The following is an 18168-nucleotide window of genomic DNA, read 5'->3' as shown; positions in this document are numbered from 1 at the left end:
CGATGATGCTTCGATAAGTTGTGCCGCATATCGTCTGTTCCACAGATTACTTCTCGGAGAGGCCCGGCATGACGGACTACGGCCACGAACTGGCCTTCGGCACGTTCCTCACCCCGCAGAACCACGACCCGCAGGGGCCGGTCCGGCTGGCCCAGGTCTCCGAGGCCGCCGGGCTGGATCTCGTGACGTTCCAGGACCATCCGTACCAGCCGGGGTTCCTGGACACCTGGACGTTGCTGTCCTGGGTGGCCGCGCGGACCGAGCGGATCACGGTCTCGGGCAACGTGCTGAACCTGCCGCTGCGCCCGCCGGCCGTGCTGGCCCGGGCCGCGGCGTCGCTCGACCTGCTCTCCGGCGGCCGGTTCGCGCTCGGCATCGGCGCGGGCGGCTTCTGGGACGCGATCGAATCGATGGGCGGCACCCGCCTGACGCCGGCCGAGTCCGTGACCGCGCTGGAAGAGGCCATCGAGATCATCCGCGGCATCTGGGACGTGCGTAAGCGCCGCATCCTGCGCGTCGACGGCGAACACCACCGCGTGGCCGGGACCAAGCGCGGCCCGGCCCCCGCGCATGACATCCCGATCTGGATCGGCGCCTACAAGCCGCGGATGCTGCGCCTGGTGGCGCGCGAGGCCGACGGCTGGCTGCCCTCGCTCGCCTACCTCAAGGACGGCGACCTGCGGCGCGGCAACAAAATCATCGACGAGGCCGCCGAGGAGGCCGGGCGCGAACCGGCGCAGGTGCGCCGCCTGCTGAACATCAATGGCGCGGTCACCGAGGCCCGTCAGGGCTTCCTGCAGGGGCCGGTCGAGCAGTGGGTGGAGGAGCTGACCGCTCTGGCCCTGGAGGAGGGCATCGGCACGTTCGTCCTGGGCTCGGACGACCCGCGGCTCATCCGGGTGTACGGCGAGGAGATCGCTCCGGCCGTACGGGACGCGGTGGCGCGCGAACGGGCGGCCACCGGCACCGTCCCCGCGACCGCCCGCCGCGGAGCCGCCGCGATCGCGTTGCGCCGCGACGGGATCGACTACGACAAGGTCCCGGCGAGCCTCGCGGCGGACGCCGTCGAGCCCGGCGACCGCGCCTACGAGTCCGTGCGGCACAACTACCTGCGTGCCGGGTCCCCCGGCCTGGTGCTGCGGCCCAGAACCGTCGGCCAGGTCGTCGAGGGGCTCGCGTACGCCCGGTCCCAGGACGTGCCACTCGGCGTACGCTCCGGCGGGCACGGGATCAGCGGCCGCTCCACGAACGACGGCGGCATCGTCCTCGACCTCGGTGCGCTCAACGCCGTCGAGGTCGTGGATCCGGCCACACGCCGGGTGCGGCTGGGCGCGGGCGCGACCTGGGGCGAGGTCGCCGAGGCCCTGGTGCCGTACGGATGGGCGATCAGTTCGGGCGACTTCGGCGGCGTGGGCGTGGGCGGCCTCGCGACGACGGGCGGCATCGGCCTGCTCGGGCGCACATTCGGCCTGACGATCGACCACGTCGTCGCCGCGGAGGTCGTGACCGCGGACGGGCGGGTGCTGCACGCCTCGCGAGAGGAGAACCCCGACCTGTTCTGGGGCCTGCGCGGCGCCGGCGGCAACCTCGGCGTGGTCACCTGGGTCGAGATCGAGGCGATGGAGCTCGGCGACGTCGTCTTCTCCCAGATGGCCCTGGACGCCCGTGACACGGCCGGCCTCCTCCAGCGCTGGGGCGCCGCGGTGGAGAAGGCCCCGCGTGAGCTGACGAGCTTCCTCATCCTCTCCCCGGCGCGCCGCGGTCAGGACGCGGTCGCCCAGCTCATGACCGTGTACGCCGGCGCGGACACCGAGGCCGCGGTGAGCGAGCTCGAACGGCTCGCCGAGGCCGGCCCGCTGCTGGGGCACCAGGGATACGTGCTGCCCTATTCGGGCGTGGTGCAGCCTGCAGAAAGGCACCACACCGGCGGCGGGAGCCCCGCCGTACGCTCCGGCCTGGTCGCCCACCTCGACGGGGACGTGAGCCGCGCCTTCGAGAGGATGGCGCACACCGGACTGTCCTACTTCCTGCAGATACGCGCCACCGGTGGGGCATCGCACGACCTCGCTCCCGACGCGACCGCCTATCCGCATCGGCATCAGAACTTCGTGCTGACCGCCATGGGCGCCGCACAGTCGGCCCTGGATGCCGCGTGGGACGCCGAGGTCGCGCCGTACACCGACGGCCTCTACCTGTCCTTCGACACCGACACCCGGCCAGAACGGCTGCTCGACGCGTTCGGCGAAGCCAACCTCGCCCGGCTGCGGCAGGTCAAACGCGCCTACGACCCGGACAACGTGTTCCGCGCGAACTTCCCCATCCAACCGGCGGACGACTGAGCCTCAGGCCCGCTGGAACCTGGCCCCCCAGCTGTGGATCTGGTCGACCAGTTCGGGCGGGCCGACGACGCGGAAGTCGACGCCGACCATGCCCAGCCACATGGTCGGCCAATCCAGGGAGTGGGTGGTCGTCCGGATCCGGCAATGCTCGGCGTCGACCTCCTCGACGGTGCACCAGCGGCCGATCCGTTCGCGCACCGTGGGGGCCGGAGCGTCGACAAGCACCTCCACCCGGTAAGGATGAGGCAGGTTCTTCAGGCCGGCACGGACGAACTCGGCGGCGTCGGCGGCGGGCAGGTCCCGTGGGCGGAACCGGGAGCCGGTGCCCTCCGGCGCGGTGAGCCGGTCGGCCCGGAAGCTTCGCCAGTCGTGCCGGCTGAGGTCGTACGCGACCAGATACCAGCGGCGGCTGAGACAGACCAGCCGATGCGGTTCGACGTGCCGGTCGGTCTGCCTGCCGTCGGCCGCCTGGTAAGTGAAGCGGAGCTGTTCACGGTCCCGGCAGGCCAGCGCGATCGCGGTGAGCACATCCGGGTCGACGCCCGCGTCGGCCGGGCCGCCCCACCCGGCGGCTACGGTCATCGTGCGCAGGGCTTCGACCCGGTGCCGCAGCCGGGCCGGCATCACCTGCGCCACCTTGGCCAGCACCCGCACCGATGACTCGGCGATGCCCTCCACCGCCTCCTGAGCGGCGGTCTGCAGTCCCACGGCCAGGGCGACCGCTTCCTCGTCGTCGATGACCAGCGGCGGCAGTGCGGCGCCCGCGGCGAGCTGGTAGCCGCCGTCGACTCCGCGCTGTGCCTCGACCGGATAACCCAGCTCACGCAGCCGGTCGATGTCCCGCCGTAGGGTGCGGACGGAGACTCCCAACCGCTCGGCCAGTTCGGTGCCCTGCCAGTACCGGTGTGTCTGGAGCAAGGAGAGCAGCCGCAGCGTCCGGGTGCTGGTGTTCGCCATGTTCCGGATTCTCTCGTCGATTCAGGCCAGAAAGTGACCGCTATGACTCCTAGCGTGGTTCCTGACCGACGAGCGGAACAACGGAAGGCGGAGACCGTGAACGAGACGACCACTCGCGACCTCACAGACGCGCAGGCCATCACCGGCGAACGCGCCGACCTGCTGGCGGCGCTGGCCAAGAGCCGGCACTTCCTGCGCTTCACCACCCGCGACCTCACCGACGAGCAGGCCGGGCAGCGGACCACGGCCAGCGAGCTGTGCCTGGGCGGCCTGATCAAACACGTCACCCTGGTCGAGCGGAACTGGGCCGACTTCATCATGAACGGCCCGTCGGCGATGGGCGACGCCACGACCATGACCGAGGCCGACTGGGCCCGGTGGGCCGACCAGTTCCGGATGCTGCCCGGCGAGACACTCGCCGGTGTGCTGGCCGACTACGCCGAGGTGGCCCGCCGTACGGACGAGATGGTGGCCACCCTGCCCGACCTCGACGCGACCCAGCCGCTGCCGAAGGCCCCGTGGTTCGAGGCCGGCGCGCGATGGTCGGCCCGCCGGGTGCTGATGCACATCATCGCCGAGACCGCCCAGCACACCGGCCACGCCGACATCATCCGCGAGTCCCTGGACGGCGCCAAGAGCATGGGCTGACTCGCGAGGCCCGCAGCAACCGATCCGCCCAAGAGCGCGGGGATCCTCCCCGAGCCAAGGCCCGGGCGTGCCGGTGGCGTGAAATTGTCTTGAGTTTCGAGTAGCTCGAAGGTGCAGGCTCGTCCTCGTGAGTGACGGAGCAGAGCTTTACACCGTGGGCCAGATCGCTCGGCGTACCGGTCTTTCGGTTCACACCATCCGCTTCTGGTCCGACAGCGGCCTGATAGCACCCACCGACCGGTCGGCCGGCGGTTACCGGCTCTACGACGCCGCCACCGTGGCCCGGTTCGACCTGGTCCGGGCTCTGCGCGAACTCGGTATCGGGCTGGAGGCCGTCCAGAAGATCCTGGCGCGACAAGCCACGGTGGCCGAGGTGGCCGAGGTGCACGCCCGAGCGCTGGACGCGGAGATCAAGGCTCTGCAGCTTCGCCGTGCCGTGCTGCGCACGATCGCCGAGCGCGGCGGCACAACCGAGGAGACGATGATGACGCACAAACTCGCCCAACTGTCCGCCGCTCAGCGGCGGCAGGTCATCGACGAGTTCATCGACGACACGTTCTCGGGGATCACGCTGGACGACGACGCCAAGGTGGTCGCGAAGTGGATGCGAGAGCTGCCCGATGAGCTGCCGGACGATCCGACGCCAGGCCAGGTGGACGCCTGGATCGAGCTGAGCGACCTGGTCACCGGCGAGGACTTCCGGCAACGGCTCCGGCAGATCGCACTGACCGGTGCCTCATCGGTGGCGTCGCGTTACGGCTATGAGCTCCGGTCACTGACCCTGGAGCACGCCAACCGGGCGATAGCCGAATCAATCCCACCGGATTCGGCCGAAGGCCGGTCGGTGCTGAACCAGATCATCAAGCCCGGCATGCCTGCCGATGAACGAAGCGAACTGCATCGGTGGCTTGAGACCGTCGCCGACGCCCGGGTGGAGCGCTACTGGCAGCTGATCGCCGTGCTCAACGGCCGTGAGCCCGCTCCGTCGGCCATGCCCGCATTCACCTGGCTGATCGCCGCCATCCGCGCCCACAGCTGAGCCGTCCGCCCCCGCCGGATGGATCGCGCGGGGGCGGCGAGGTCGGAGCAGATCGGCCGTTTCCGGAGGGTGGTCAGGGAACGGCCGGACCGGCCCCTACGGCGAGGTGAGCGGTTCGGCCTGGTAGGCCCGGTGCAGCACCTGCACGAAGGATGACGCTTCGGGCAAGGACACAGAGCCGATCCGATGCACCGCCACCCCCGGAGTCCATGAGTTCATGACCACAGCCCCCGCCAACCTCGGCAGGTCCGCGACCGTGACCTCCTGGACGCGTTGGGGCACACCGAGCCGGTCCAATTGCCGGCGGACGATACCCATCGTGATGCCGCTCAGCACCTCGGCCTCAGGCCACACCACGGCGGTGCCATCCCAAAAGGCCAGATTCCAGATCGACGCTTCACTCAGCCGGCCCCGCCGATCGACGAAGGCAGCGTCGTCGAAGCCCTGCCGAACGGCCTGGCGGAGAAAATAGGTCTTCGCTACCTCGCCGACATGCTTCACGGCCGGGAGGACCCGTTCGTACTCGACCACTGCGAGCGCGAGCGGACCCTGCGGACCGGACGCGGCGGGTCCGGTCCGCACCAGCAACTCGGGCTCCGAATGAGCCCCCGCCACCGTGAACTCGCCCGGTGGGAGGTACATCGTGGCTGTCAGCGAAAGGTCGGCTGGACCGGCCTGTAGCGCCGCCCGCAGACAGGCCCGTACTCGGTCGTCGGGCAACGCCCGGCCGAACAGTTCCACGGAGGCGGATCGCAGCCGCTCCAGGTGGAGGTCGAGGCCTCGGACCTGGCCTCCACGTACCTGCATGGCGGTGAAGTGGGCATAGCCCGCGAAGGCGAGCGGCGCCAACTCTTCCGCGCTCGCCGGGTGGCCATTACGTTGCGCAACATAAGAGGACATACATCACTCCAGCAGTGCGAGATGGATTGGATGCGGACAACCGCACGGAATGTCCGCCCATGGGGCGACGTTATGGCCTCACACCAATGAAAAGGTCAACTTCGGGTGGGCGGGTCGCATGCTGATCGGAGAGTTGGCCCGGCGTACCGGGGTCAGCCCGCGGCTGCTGCGCTACTACGAGGCGCAGGGATTGCTTGACACCAGGCGTGGTCGGAACGGCTACCGTCACTACGACGAGGACTCCGTGGTCACAGTGCGGCAGGTCCGTGCCTTGCTGAAGGCCGGCCTGTCCACCGAGGTGATCCGTTCCGTGCTGCCGTGTGCACGCGGCGAGCGCCCGGACTTCGAGTGGTGCGCAGAGCTGTGGGACATCTTGAACGGGGAACTGGCGGCCATGGATGAGCGTATCGACAACCTCCAACGCAGCCGCGGCGCCCTCGCCGGCTACCTGGCACGCCCCTGAGCCGTCGCCGCATGACCAGCTCCGCGACGACGCCGGGCGGTCGCGATCGCTCGCGGTAAGTCGACTAGCCAGAATTTGGCTAGCCGAATGCGCTCGGCGCTGCCGCACGCTGAAACTCCCTCGGTAGCGCGCAAGGAGGAGGGCATGCGATCAGAGGTCGGCTTGGCCCAGCTGGGCGAAGAACTCGCCCAGCTCACCAACCTGTCGGCTATCGCACCCCTGTCCGAAGCAGAAGTACAGGCACTCGAAGGCGTCGTGGGGGCGCCTCTGCCGGAGGAGTTCCGTTCGTTCCTCCTTCAGTTCGGCCCCGGTGTCCGCCCTGGCCCCATGCTCAACCTGGAGTGGATCACCGACGAGACTCTCCACGAGCAGCGAATGTTCGCGGAGGAACCGGAAGCCGCGGTCTCCGCTTCAGCTCCTTTCCCGATCAGTCGCACCGACGTGGCCCGCCTGCCACAGCTCGCGGCCGAGGGCACCGAACCCATCCTCTGGTCCGGCAAACCGATGCCCGGGACCATGCTCCTCTGCTCCCACGGCTGCACCTGGATCAGCATGCTGGCAATGAACGGCGACCTCGCCGGCACGGTCTGGATGACGGAGATGGGCTGGGCCGAGAACATGTACTGGTGGCCGTCCGCCCCCTGGCTCAATCACGATCGCTGGGGCTTCCCGCACAGCGGATGGACGGAACCGGTGCCCTTCCTCGACTGGTACATCCGATGGACTCGCGGCCTCCGGCACTGACTTCGGCGCTCAGGGGTGCAGGCCGGGCCGGAGGTCCGGCGGATCGGCAAGGGCGTGCACGCCCGCCCGAATGCGTTCGGTGTCCATGTGCTGATGCCGGCGAAGATAGTCGATGACGTCGGTGCGGAGTGCGGTGAAGACGGCGTGAGCGAGGTAACCGGCATCGACGGAGGGCCGGGCGGCATGGATCCGGTCGGTGAGTTCGTCGATCCAGAACTGGCTGGCGGGATTGGCGTAGTAGGCGTGCGGCCCGTAGTGCTCCAATGCGCGGATGAGGGTGCGGTTGTCCAAGACGAAGTCGAACAGGACATCGAGGTAGGCGTGGAGCCGTACACCGGCATCTCCGCCGGGTCCTAGTGGAGGTTCCCCGGATCGCACACGATTCTGCAGCGCGGTGACGCGTGGCGCGATGAGCGCTTCGACCAGTCCCGGCAGGTCGCCGAAGCGGCGCATGACCGTGGCCTTGCCGACGCCGGCGGCCTGGGCGATGCGGGCCAGGCTGACATGCTCGAGGTCCTCTCGCTGGAAGAGCGCTTCCGCGGCGGTCAGTACGGCTGCGCGGTTGCGGGCGGCATCGGCGCGTTCGGTCACAGCCACACCTCCTCGCATATATGGACCAACGGACCGGAAGTTACCGGACCATGGGACCGGTTCGCGTACTTCCGGCTTCGTTTGAAACGCCTGGACCAGGCCCCATCCGCATGGGCGCCGCCTGAGGAGGAGAACCATTCAACGGATCTGTCTTATGTTCTCCGAGTACGGCGAGGCCGAGGTCTTGCATGTGACTTCTGAAGTGATCTGTGGCCCTGGGGTGAGTGAGACAGAATTCCGGCGTATGAGGGATAAACCGGCAGGTCTGGCGGAGGCCGAACTGGTGGAGGCACTGACCGAGGGCTGGGGCATAGAGCCCCACTCGGTCGAGTACCTTCCGGTGGGCGCAGGCAGTTACCACTGGTCGATGGTGGATCAACGTGGGACGGCGTGGTTCATCAAGGTGGACGACCTCGGCGTCGAGGACGCAAGACGTGATGATGCGTTCGACCGGCTCGGCCGATCCTTCGGTGCCGCCCTGGCGCTGCACCGGGATGCGGGGCTCGACTTCGTCCTTGCGCCGATTCCGACCACGACGACCGACGCCGCGATCTGGCGGCTGACCTCGCGATACGCCCTGTCGGTGTTTCCAATGGTGGCGGGTGCCGCTGGGCACTTCGGCGTACACCGGCCCGAGGACCGTGTCGAGGTGATCGACCTGCTGGCCGAGCTGCACGAGGCAACCCCGATCGTCGCGGACACCACATCGCGGGCTGACCTGGTGCTGCCCGGACGGGACAAGCTGGAGGAGGCGCTGCGGGACCTCGATCGAGAGTGGACCGGCGGGCCTTATGCCGAGCCGGCCCGCAAGTTGCTGTCCGTCCATGCCGGGCAAGTCCAACGATTGCTCGCCGAGTTCGATCGGCGGGTCGACCAGGTACGAAACACCGCGGCGGTGTGGGTGGTCACGCACGGCGAACCGCACCCCGGGAACATCATGCGTACCCCGGCTGGACTGCGGCTCATCGACTGGGGCACCGTGCAGATCGCTCCGCCGGAGCGGGACCTGTGGATGCTCACCCCCGCCCTCGCCCGCATGCTCGGCAGGAATCCGGTTGGCGATGAGGACGTACTCGTCCGTTACACCCGGGCCACCGGCCGGACCGTCTCACCGGCCGGCCTCGCTCTCTATCCGCTTTGGTGGCGGCTCGCAGACATCGCCATCTTCGTCGACGAGCTGCGCCGGCCGCACGGCATCGGTGAGGACATCGCCGCATCCTTGACCTATCTCACCGGCTATCTCGAATCCAGCCGAGACTGACCCTGCGGTCCGGATGGCGGTGCGACGTCCCATGCGGCGGGACGCGTTCGTGCCGGCGGTGGCGTAACGGCGGGCGGCCCGACTGCCGCACGCTGCGATGCGGACAGGGGCACCCCACCCCAAGTCGCTGATCAACGGCTGTTTCGCTGCGAGGTCTCGACTAAGGCGTCAGAACGGGGGACTTGAGGTCCCAGACTTCCTCGGCCGGTGGCGCAGTAATGATCACCTCAGATCCCCAGCCGCGGTAGTAGATGTCTTCGCTCAGAAGCTCTTTGGCGGCCCTCCTGCCAATTTTGATCTTCTTGGTCGTAGTGGTCATCTGTCGCCTGATCAAACCATCGGAGCCGATCCACAAGCGCCAGCCGATCCGCTGCGCGCCCTCCTTCGCAGACATCCTGGCGCCGGGAGACGCCTGCTTGGCCGTGATCACGCCGGTATAGAGCGTGGTCTTCACGCCATCAAGCTCCATGCCGGGCGCCTTGGTCTTCGCCGTAGCCAGCACGGCCTTCAGCGTGGCCGGGTCGAGAACGTCGAGGAGGGAGTAGTGCCGAGCAGCGACAGTGCCCTTGGGCCCGGTGATTCGCGCCCAGATTTTACCGTCAGGCAGAAGGTGGTCATAGGCACCGGTGATGTAGGTCTCGTTGTCAACGGCGATGGAGCGGGTGGGTTCCTCGCTCGTTCCGACGAAGATGTCTTTCGCTTTGTTCTCGACTTTGGCCTGACCGGCGAGATCGAAGGTGATTACTCCAGACGCATCGAAGCCCAGGTCACCGGTATGCCGGTATTTGATCGATGCTCCGCCCTGGTCCATCTTCCAGACACTGGAGATCTGTACACCATGATTGAGGACAAGGTGCCTTTTGAGCATGGCGACTGGATCCGTGACCGCATGGGCGGGGGTCACCACCCCCAGTACAGACAACACAACAACCGCCATGCTGGCGACAAGACGCTTCACAGGCCCTCCCTGTCCGATGAGCCCAGTCTGCGCATCAAAGATCACAGTGGAGTTGCAGGTGCTGAAGAGGTCCCCAAACCACCGAGGCTGAGAAACGACGCCCCCGAATCGTCGATCGCCCCCAGACATGTCGCGAGAGGCGATCGGATTAGAAGTGAAGGAGACTTCTCCGGCTTTCCAGGGCTTTGACCTGCTGAGCCAGGCGTCCGAGGTCACCCGAGGAGAGAGATCATCTTGTGCAGATCCCGCAGACCTACCGATCGGCTGCCTGATGCCTGGCCCACTCTCGTAGCCGGCGTTCGTACTGGCCGCATACGACCTCTGGGCCTAAGACATTGACCTGGACCAGGCGGAGATGACGGTCGGCCGGCAGATCCAGGGTCACTCGACGTTCACCCACGCATGGCGATGCAGATCCTTCGGCACAGCCAGATCTCCGTCACGATGAACATCTACAGCGAGGTCTCGTCAGAGGAGACACGCCCGAGCGCTCAAGAAGCTCGGTGATCATCTGGACTCATAACAGTCTTCTCCGCCGACGCAGCCCACTCCTCAGTCACGAGGAACGGCCTCCGACATGAGACAAAGACCCACATCTTCCCCTGCGGTACCTCCGCGAGGCTCTCTGAACTGACGGCGCCGCTCACGCGAATCCCCCCCAAGCCAACGAATCACGATGATAGAGATCCCAACAAGAGCGGTGATCCCTCCAGAGAAGAAGGCAAGGGACGCCACAGCAACCTCGCCATCTGGATCGCCGAACCCGGGAGGTCGCCCGTCGACCCAGCTCATCGTGAGCGAAGCCTGCACTGCGACGATCACTCCAAAGATGGTGGTGATCGCCCCCAGAACATAGCCAGGAGTAGGTGTCCACGATCTCGTAGCGACAAGGACGGAGCCAACCACCATCCCGGGCGGCACAGTCACGAACTGGCCCATGGCCAACGCCATCAGGGCTGCAAGCCGTGCGTGTTCGAAGCCGCCGCCACCTTGAAGCCACAAAAGCGGCACAGCTAGAACACCACAGAGAAGGCCAAGCGCCAGCATGCGGAGAAATGCCACGGCACCATGGTCCTGGACTTGCTCGCCCCTACGCCACCTCGTTGAACAGGTAGCTGTACATTTCTGCTGTACGAGACCACCAAGGCCACTTCTTGATCATGGGAGGTGGCCTTTGATGTGGGGTGGAGCCTAGGGATTCGAACCCCTGACTTCCTGCTTGCAAACACGTAAGCCGATCATGGTTGGTCTGCATGTTCGCTGCTGGGGCGACTGATTGTGTTCCCCCTGGCTCCCCGCCGCTCCCCCTTGATCTCCGCCCCATCGGGCACGCAACGGGCACGCGAGCACCTGTCCCGGAAGGGCCGGCTGGGCACGACATGCAACGATCAACGCATGTCAGATTCCCATACCCAACTCCGGCTGATCGGCTATTGGTGGAGCCCCGACGCTCCGGAATTGCCTCGGCCGCAAGACTGGGTCGATCCTGGCTGGAGTCCCGAAGAACGCGACCTGGTCGCCCTATACCTCGAGAGTGGTCAGCGCGCTCCCTATACCACAGCCGGCTTCTCGCTATGCCGGATTTGCGACAAGACCAACGGAAGCCTGGAATTCACAGATGGCGTGTTCCTATGGCCACAGGGGTTGGCCCACTACGTAGGAGAACATTCGGTACGACTTCCAGACGAGATCATCAGGCGTGCTCAGCAGTGGGCTGAGCCGACGAACTGGGAGGCGGATCTGACGTGGTGGAAGGAGCAGAAGGCGCGCGAGTGATGTCGAATCGGGCCTGCCAGCTTGGGAATTGCATGGATCACGGCCCGTAGAGTCGCTGACCTGCGTGCGAGACCGGTCATGAGTGACCGCGGTTGCCCCCTCGTCACCCTGCTTAATGGCCCGGCGAACGCAGTCGTGGCCAGGGATTCCACCTTGTCGGCCCTCTGCCCTACGGTGTGCCATCACGACGTTGTCCTTGTGATCGGAGTGATGAGCATGGGGCTAACGACGCCCTCAGCACCGTTTGCTATAGCGGCCATCTTTCCTGAGCTGGAAGGTCAGAGCAGGACGACCGTTCGACTGCATCCGCGCCGCGGTGAGCCGACTATCACGGATAGTTCTCTGGGCGGCCCGCTGCTGTGGCCTGCCGATGAACCCTGGCCCATCTGCCCAGCGCCTCAGACTCATGACCCCTCGGAAGGGTTCGATCCGCTTCCGCTGGTTCCAGTACTTCAGCTCTTCGCCCGGGATGTTCCCGAACTGCCGTTTCCCGATGACACCGACACTCTCCAGGTGCTGTGGTGTCCAGTCGATCACGAGCCGTTCTGTCAGCCTTACCCGGTCGTACGCTGGCGTAAGGCGATAGCAGCCGGGTCTCTCCTCGTCGAGGCACCCGAGCCCCATGCCGACAGCGACGAGTCGTACCTCCCTGCCGCCTGTGTGTTGTCGCCAGAGCGAGTGGAGGAGTATCCGGCTGGCTGGGCACTGTCCCGTGAGTTCAGGGCTCGCATCTGGGACTGGGAGAAGAATTTCCCGAGTCCCGATGGCTGGGGATATTTTTCCCACCTGTCAGCGGCTCCGGGAAGCAAGGTCGGGGGGTGGGTCCACTGGATCCAGGATCCGGTCCAGGTCGAGTGCAGCCGAGGCCATGAGATGGAGCACCTGTTGACGGTCGCAAGCTGGGAGCACGATGCGCACTCCTGCAAGAGGTGGACGCCCTTAGAAGAGCAACACCTGCTACGTCGGTATCAAGTCCCGGAGCTTCAGGAACCCGCAGACATCATGCTCGGCGATGCAGGGTCGATGTACCTCTTCGTCTGCTTGCAGTGCCCGGAGCATCCGGTGGAGACGGTTGGCCAGTGCTCGTAGCCCGCCAGTATGCGCGTCGCGCATGCGTACGCCTGCCGATCACCCCGTGTGCCGTCGACCCGCCCGAAGAGGGGAGCGGGCCAAGGCCGCCGGGTCCAGGTGGAGCGCCCAACTGGACGAACGACCTGGACCCGGCGGTCGCTACCTTGTCGGGAACCTGGTAGCAGATGGACTGGGGAGTGCTGACTATGAACATCTCACGGGCTGATATTGCCTGGCTGTATCCCGAGTGGGGCTTGGGTGATCTCTGGTGTCTGACCTTCGTCCGGGACGTTGACGAGGTTGAGGCTCTTCGCCGGATGGGTGCCAGTGAGGAGAGCGTTGAGCCGCTCACGTACGAGCAGTTGATTGATGGGGGGCTGTTTCCCGACACGGTTCTGGCTGTACGCCTAGGCGATTGGACCGCGCTTATCGAGGTGTACGGGTGGCAGGCGACCGAGATTGAGACGCTACGGGCACTGTCGAGCGGGACAGAGTCGGTATGCGTCTTACGGCACGACTACGCGAGTGATGACTTCGCGTACGCCGTCGACGGGGAACTGATTACCTGCTTCAACCCTCGAATCCCCGCGTGGCGTTCCGGTAGTGATCCGGATCGTCTGCTGGAGGTGATGCGGGATGCGGGCCTCGATCCCGGCTACACGCCGGGAGACAGTCACGACGGCGCGACGGCCATGCGTCCAAACGTGGCTTCGGCACTGCTGCTCACCGCCAGACTGACCGGGGTGATGCTGACCGAGGAGATTCTGAACGGACCGTGGCTGGGCGGCACCGTCGCCTAGAGACTGCGGTGGCGTGCCGGTGGTCGGTGTGGAGATGACTACGGCGGGATGGGTGCGCGGCGGGCGCCCCGAGCTGCCGGCGCCCGGGACGGCCCCCCAGGCCGCATGCCCGGCCGCCGAGCGGGCGCAGGGCCGCGAGGCGCCGCGCCGCCGCCTTGACAGCCTCGCGCGAGGACAACTCAAGAGTGGATCGGGCACGCAACGGGGCGCGGAAGAGCGCGAAGGCCGACTAACGATCAAAGCCCAGGCGGGGGAAAGGGTCCCTGGCCTGGGCTTTTGAGTGGGTGGAGCCTAGGGGATTCGAACCCCTGACTTCCTGCTTGCAAATCGGCATGATCACCAGGGACAACGGCCTCGACCTGGGCGAGAGGCGGCCCGCGAGTGACCGTGAGTACCCCCTGTTGACCGCCCTTAATGGCCCGCTAATGGCCCGGCCGTCGTGTCTTATCTCTGCCGAGCATCTTCAGGCGATGCCTGACGATGAAATCGTGCAACTTGTACCAAATTGCTACTCGGTGGCGCTGTATGTACTCGGTGGCGTGCGGCCGCTGACACGAATTCGGATCTGTTCGACGCATGACCCTTATCGTCGCGGCCGCTGGTCAGCGTCGCGCTTCGTCGGCTGTGGCGCAGAGTCCTCCACGAAGCGAGGACGGCAAGCGAACCAGCCGGCGATCACCCCTGGGATGGCGGTCGCAGCGAGCACCAGGAGCGGGATCGACCATGATCCGGTCGCCTCGCGCAGAAGGCCCAACCCGATCGGGCCGAAGCACGCCAGCCCATAGCCGATGCCTTGAACGAAGCCCGACACGGCAGAGGCTGTCTGCGGGCTCTTGGTTCGACGGTTGATGAGGGTCATGCAGAGCGGGAAGGTGCTCACCCCGATTCCCAGCGCGCACACCCACATCAGCGTGCCGTCGAGCGGGGACAGGAGCAGGCCCAGGTATCCCGCTACCAGGAAGATCGCGCACCCGACGACCACGATGTACGGGTTCATCATGCGCGTGGCCACGTGGGGAACCACCAAGGCCGCGAGCATGCCCCATGCCGAGTAGAGCGCGACCATGGAGCCGCCCAGGGCCGCGCTGCCTCCTGCGTCGGTGAGCACTGCCGGGACCCAGGTGACGATTCCGTAGTTGGACAGCGAAATCATCGCGAAGAGGATCACCAGACCCCAGACGGTTGCTGATCGGCTGATCCTCGGTCTCGCATCGGTCGCCGTCACGGCCGCGGGCGCGTGGTGATCGGCGGGCAGCCTGACCGCCAGGACGAGCCAGACCACACCGGCCACAGCAGCCGGTCCCGCCCAGATGCCTACCGAGAACCGCCACGTCGCCGCTTCTGCCACCGGGACCGCGATGAGCGGGGCGACGAACTGGCCCGCCTGCATGAGGATCAGGTAAAGCGAGGTCCACAGGGCCAGCCGGTCGGCGGACCAGGCCTTCACCAACGGAACGACCACGACGTTCGCGGCTCCGATTCCGGCCAGTGCCAGCACGGTCGAAAGCACCAGCAACGAGGGCGTTGGAGAGAAGGCACGCATCAGAAGCGACAGAGCCGTCAGGCCCAGCGCCACAGTGGCCGTGCGCTCCAGTCCGAACTTCCTCGTCACCGCTGGGGCCAGAAACCCGAAGATGCCGAAGGACGCCACTGGCACAGTGCCGAGCAGGCCGGACAGCGCCACCCCGAAGCCGAGATCGGATCCGATGATCTCCAGGAGCGGAGTGAACCCGGTCACGGCCGTTCGCAGGTTGACCGCCGTCAGGGCAATGGCGAGCCCGGCCCACAAGGTCAGACGCCCACGGTGCAACGGAACGAGCGATGAGGCGAGCGATGTCACGTTATACTCCGGTGTAAGGTCAGCAGATGATGGGATTATGGGATGAGTCACGAAGAGTCTGGCACGCGACAGCCCGTGCGTCGAGTGGGACTCATCGACCAGGCTGCCGAGCGCTTCCGCGAGGAGGTGGCCTCTGGACGCTGGCCGGTCGGTGAGCGGATACCGACCGAGGCCGCACTGGTGTCGGAGTTCGGGATCGGTCGGAACACCGTGCGAGAGGCGGTGCAGTCGCTGGTGCACGCAGGTCTGCTGCGCCGTGAGCAGGGCCGCGGCACCTTCGTCATCTCCAGCTCCGAGCTGACAGGCACTCTTGAACGTCAGCTCGCCGGCGGCACCCGTCGCCACTACCTGGAACTACGCCTTGCCCTTGACAGCGCTGCGGCGTCACTGGCCGCAGTGAACCGCTCAGATGCCGACGTCGAGCTGCTGCGCGAGCTGCGCGACCGTCGAGAAGCGAGCTGGTCGACCGATGATCTCGACCTGCGAGCGAGCGCGGACCTCGCCCTGCACCGCGCGATCGTGGCAGCGACGCACAACCCTCTCTACGTCAAGCTGTACTCCAGCATGCTCGACGTCTTCGCTGCCCACATGCGGGACGAGAAGAGCGAGGACGAGGACGCGGCACACCGCTACCACCACGATCTGGTCGAGGCAATCGCGGACGGGGACGCTGACCGTGCTGCCACGAAGGTGGTTTCCATCTTCAAACCCTTCATGCGCTGAACCACGCAATTGCCTCCCCGCTCGGGCGAGGCGTCTCTGACGATGCCCCGCAACGCGAAGCGCTGCAGGCCGGTGAGGTGGTGGACGATGGCACTGCAAGGACCCATTCCGATCAAGCTTTGAGCTGCTGTTCCCGCACAACTGCTACGTCGTGGTGAGGTGACCGGGCTTCCGGTCTGGCAGGTTCCGGTGATGGACGCCGACCCCTCGCTCAAGGCCGCGCAGAAGACGGTGACCGTGAAGATCCTGTCGGAGGTGCAGCCGGTCGTCCCGCCGTCGCTGCCCGGGGTGCCGCTGGCCTCGGCCGAGTTCGACGGGTTGGAGGTCAAGCCGTACGTGCGTCAGGCGGCGGAGCGGCTGGCCTACTCGATCTCGGCTCGGGTGATGCGGGCTCCCCGCTCGGCGGCCGGCAAGACCAACACGTCTGCGAAGGACGCGGCGCGATGGGGGCGGCGGACGGTACGGCCTTCGGCCGTGATCAGCCTCAACACCGGGGGCGGACTTTCTCGGCAAGCGCGGTGTGGTTCCTCCGTGGTGGCAACTTCCGGCGTGAGGCCAAGTGGGCGGAAGCGCTCAAGGAGATGGGCGTCAGGGGCCTGCACTTCCGTGACCTGCGGCACACGGGCAACACGCTCGCCGCGCAGTCGGGTGCGAGCCTCGCCGACCTCAAGGCCCGGATGGGCCACGACAGCGACCGGGCCGCGCTCATCTACCAACACGCGACCCGCGACGCCGACCGGAAGATCGCCGACGCGCTGAGCGCGCGGGTCGAGGCGGAGCGCGATGCCGGCAGAAGCTAATGGCACGTTGATGGTACGAACGCCGCTTCCCATGATCGGAGAAGCGGCGTTTTGGCTGGTGGAGTCTAGGGACTTCCTGCTTGCAAACGGGAGCCAGTCACGACGTAGACGGCTCCGCTCCCTGCTCGCCAGGTGGTTGCGGCTCGGCCGTGGGTGCCTGTGTGAGGTGGTGTTGCTGTACTTCGCTGCTGTACACAGCCGTTCGCTACCGCTTCTGGACGCGGTACCGCTGCAGCAGCGCGGTGATCTTCTCGCTGTTCTTCTCGCCGTTCAACTCGTTCTGAAGGTCGTCGGGGCATAGCTCGTAGAGGTCACCCCACCAGCGACGGGCCTTGTTGTCCCAGATCCGGTAGCCGCCGGGCACGCCTCTGGCGACGTATCGCCTCTTGCTCACACGCACAGAGTAGGCCCCATAGGAACGTTTGGCCTGTAGGCCGGGTTCTAATTCCGCATGCTCGCTACCTGCACGGATTCGCTCTGCACCATAAGCGACCTGCAAAAACGCTTCCATTCGTTGTCATCGCTTGCCTGCGTTCTCCGAAGCCATGTGCCCCCGAAGTGCCCCGGCTCCGTCATGCCCACAAGCCTGGCTTCCGCTTTTCGACAAGATCCAGTCACAATGCAAGCTGCTCCTGTGCGGAGTCCTACACGCGATCGACGAGGGGTAGCATCGTCGCGCCTAACCTGTCCCCTCGTGTTAAGGACAGGCGATGTCCCGCCTGATTGACAGCCTCACGGACGTGATCACCGTCGAGTATCGACAGGTTATGATCATGGACCTCGATGGAGCGAACGGAGTACCGGAAGGGGCCGAGGACCTCTGGGAACTCTCAGACCGCGCGACCGTGACCAACTGGTTCATCGCCACGGCGAACGTCGGCATTATCACCAGTGAGGCGGATGACTGGCACAGGGTTGAGGTCACGCTGGAGCTCTGGGATGGGGAACCGCCGGCCGATGACACCCTGTGGGCCAGAAGTGAGACGGTAGAGCTGTACTCGAGTTCCGGCAAGCTGCGTATGGTCGGACCCTTCGGTAATTCCTCCGACAAACTCATTGACCTCCGCCAAAAAGCTCGGAACTGGCTCGTGCGTGCAAATGTCCGCCCTGGTCCCGGTGCGCGCTACCCGGACGAGCAGCCTCCCGAAGGACTTGAGACGTACCGCCTGCAATTCTGGCCCGCACTGCCGTGACACGCTTGCTTATCAGGCAACGGCACAGCTGTTCGAACTGGGCTCACAGGGTCTCCACCTGCGGA

17 protein-coding genes are annotated in these 18168 nt (G+C 66.4%); 11 read left to right on the top strand and 6 right to left on the bottom strand.

The annotated features are described in order from the left end of the window. The first annotated feature begins 68 nt into the window (after positions 1-68). Positions 69-2339: an LLM class flavin-dependent oxidoreductase gene (locus IL992_RS03330; protein ID WP_193201838.1), complete on the top strand. Its 2271-nt coding sequence runs from the start codon at positions 69-71 to the stop codon at positions 2337-2339. A gap of 3 nt (positions 2340-2342) precedes the next feature. On the opposite strand, the gene IL992_RS03325 is transcribed toward IL992_RS03330, so the two are convergent. Next, positions 2343-3296, bottom strand: a complete 954-nt coding sequence (locus IL992_RS03325) for a helix-turn-helix transcriptional regulator (protein WP_193201837.1) — start codon at positions 3294-3296, stop codon at positions 2343-2345. A gap of 96 nt (positions 3297-3392) precedes the next feature. Between IL992_RS03325 and IL992_RS03320 the strand changes: the two genes are divergently transcribed. Together IL992_RS03320 and IL992_RS03315 are read left to right on the top strand one after the other, a co-directional pair. Further along, positions 3393-3944, top strand: coding sequence for a DinB family protein (locus tag IL992_RS03320; protein WP_319018305.1), 552 nt, complete (start codon positions 3393-3395; stop codon positions 3942-3944). Between the two features lie 127 nt (positions 3945-4071). Next, positions 4072-4983, top strand: a complete 912-nt coding sequence (locus IL992_RS03315; RefSeq protein WP_193201835.1) for a helix-turn-helix domain-containing protein — start codon at positions 4072-4074, stop codon at positions 4981-4983. A gap of 96 nt (positions 4984-5079) precedes the next feature. Here IL992_RS03315 and IL992_RS03310 read toward each other — a convergent pair whose 3' ends face one another. Then, complete coding sequence (locus IL992_RS03310; protein WP_193201834.1) at positions 5080-5883, bottom strand: aminotransferase class IV family protein; 804 nt, start codon at positions 5881-5883, stop codon at positions 5080-5082. A gap of 118 nt (positions 5884-6001) precedes the next feature. Between IL992_RS03310 and IL992_RS03305 the strand changes: the two genes are divergently transcribed. Next, complete coding sequence (locus IL992_RS03305) at positions 6002-6346, top strand: MerR family transcriptional regulator (protein ID WP_193201833.1); 345 nt, start codon at positions 6002-6004, stop codon at positions 6344-6346. A gap of 144 nt (positions 6347-6490) precedes the next feature. Beyond that, on the top strand, positions 6491-7090 hold the full coding sequence (locus IL992_RS03300) for an SMI1/KNR4 family protein (RefSeq protein ID WP_193201832.1): 600 nt from the start codon (positions 6491-6493) through the stop codon (positions 7088-7090). 9 nt (positions 7091-7099) lie between these two features. On the opposite strand, the gene IL992_RS03295 is transcribed toward IL992_RS03300, so the two are convergent. After that, entirely contained in the window at positions 7100-7681 is a 582-nt protein-coding gene (locus IL992_RS03295; RefSeq protein ID WP_319018304.1) for a TetR/AcrR family transcriptional regulator, read from the bottom strand. Positions 7682-7835: 154 nt separating this feature from the next. Between IL992_RS03295 and IL992_RS03290 the strand changes: the two genes are divergently transcribed. Beyond that, a complete protein-coding gene (locus IL992_RS03290; protein WP_226872294.1) occupies positions 7836-8942 on the top strand; it encodes a phosphotransferase in 1107 nt (368 codons plus the stop codon). A 160-nt stretch (positions 8943-9102) separates the two neighbouring features. Here the strand turns inward: IL992_RS03290 and IL992_RS03285 are convergent, their stop codons facing one another. Continuing rightward, positions 9103-9900, bottom strand: coding sequence for a hypothetical protein (locus tag IL992_RS03285; protein ID WP_193201830.1), 798 nt, complete (start codon positions 9898-9900; stop codon positions 9103-9105). A 1395-nt stretch (positions 9901-11295) separates the two neighbouring features. On the opposite strand from IL992_RS03285, the gene IL992_RS03280 reads away from it, so the two are divergent. Further along, positions 11296-11676, top strand: coding sequence for a hypothetical protein (locus IL992_RS03280; protein ID WP_193201829.1), 381 nt, complete (start codon positions 11296-11298; stop codon positions 11674-11676). A 1277-nt stretch (positions 11677-12953) separates the two neighbouring features. After that, positions 12954-13547: a DUF6461 domain-containing protein gene (locus IL992_RS03275; protein WP_193201828.1), complete on the top strand. Its 594-nt coding sequence runs from the start codon at positions 12954-12956 to the stop codon at positions 13545-13547. Between the two features lie 583 nt (positions 13548-14130). Here IL992_RS03275 and IL992_RS03270 read toward each other — a convergent pair. Beyond that, on the bottom strand, positions 14131-15387 hold the full coding sequence (locus tag IL992_RS03270) for an MFS transporter (protein ID WP_193201827.1): 1257 nt from the start codon (positions 15385-15387) through the stop codon (positions 14131-14133). Positions 15388-15471: 84 nt separating this feature from the next. On the opposite strand from IL992_RS03270, the gene IL992_RS03265 reads away from it, so the two are divergent. Both IL992_RS03265 and IL992_RS03260 read left to right on the top strand, forming a co-directional pair. Then, a complete protein-coding gene (locus tag IL992_RS03265) occupies positions 15472-16110 on the top strand; it encodes a FadR/GntR family transcriptional regulator (protein WP_319018302.1) in 639 nt (212 codons plus the stop codon). Between the two features lie 518 nt (positions 16111-16628). Beyond that, on the top strand, positions 16629-16910 hold the full coding sequence (locus tag IL992_RS03260) for a site-specific integrase (RefSeq protein WP_193201825.1): 282 nt from the start codon (positions 16629-16631) through the stop codon (positions 16908-16910). A gap of 205 nt (positions 16911-17115) precedes the next feature. Here the strand turns inward: IL992_RS03260 and IL992_RS03255 are convergent, their stop codons facing one another. After that, positions 17116-17304 (bottom strand): hypothetical protein, encoded by a 189-nt coding sequence (locus IL992_RS03255; RefSeq protein ID WP_193201824.1) that lies wholly within the window; start codon positions 17302-17304, stop codon positions 17116-17118. Between the two features lie 316 nt (positions 17305-17620). Here IL992_RS03255 and IL992_RS03250 point away from each other — a divergent pair, with 316 nt between their 5' ends. Next, a complete protein-coding gene (locus tag IL992_RS03250; protein ID WP_193201823.1) occupies positions 17621-18103 on the top strand; it encodes a hypothetical protein in 483 nt (160 codons plus the stop codon). Positions 18104-18168: the final 65 nt, after the last annotated feature.

The sequence above is a fragment of the Microbispora sitophila genome, assembly GCF_014892245.1.
In the GTDB taxonomy this organism is placed as follows: Bacteria; Actinomycetota; Actinomycetes; order Streptosporangiales; family Streptosporangiaceae; genus Microbispora; species Microbispora siamensis.
Note: the sequence above shows the minus strand (reverse complement) of the source record. Positions and strands in the feature narration are given on the sequence as shown.

Coding starts and splice junctions, on each gene's coding strand:
- IL992_RS03330 (WP_193201838.1), top strand. CDS start 69: ATGACGGACTACGGCCACGAACTGGCCTTCGGCACGTTCCTCACCCCG.
- IL992_RS03325 (WP_193201837.1), bottom strand. CDS start 3,296: ATGGCGAACACCAGCACCCGGACGCTGCGGCTGCTCTCCTTGCTCCAG.
- IL992_RS03310 (WP_193201834.1), bottom strand. CDS start 5,883: ATGTCCTCTTATGTTGCGCAACGTAATGGCCACCCGGCGAGCGCGGAA.
- IL992_RS03305 (WP_193201833.1), top strand. CDS start 6,002: ATGCTGATCGGAGAGTTGGCCCGGCGTACCGGGGTCAGCCCGCGGCTG.
- IL992_RS03300 (WP_193201832.1), top strand. CDS start 6,491: ATGCGATCAGAGGTCGGCTTGGCCCAGCTGGGCGAAGAACTCGCCCAG.
- IL992_RS03290 (WP_226872294.1), top strand. CDS start 7,836: ATGTTCTCCGAGTACGGCGAGGCCGAGGTCTTGCATGTGACTTCTGAA.
- IL992_RS03280 (WP_193201829.1), top strand. CDS start 11,296: ATGTCAGATTCCCATACCCAACTCCGGCTGATCGGCTATTGGTGGAGC.
- IL992_RS03275 (WP_193201828.1), top strand. CDS start 12,954: ATGAACATCTCACGGGCTGATATTGCCTGGCTGTATCCCGAGTGGGGC.
- IL992_RS03250 (WP_193201823.1), top strand. CDS start 17,621: ATGTCCCGCCTGATTGACAGCCTCACGGACGTGATCACCGTCGAGTAT.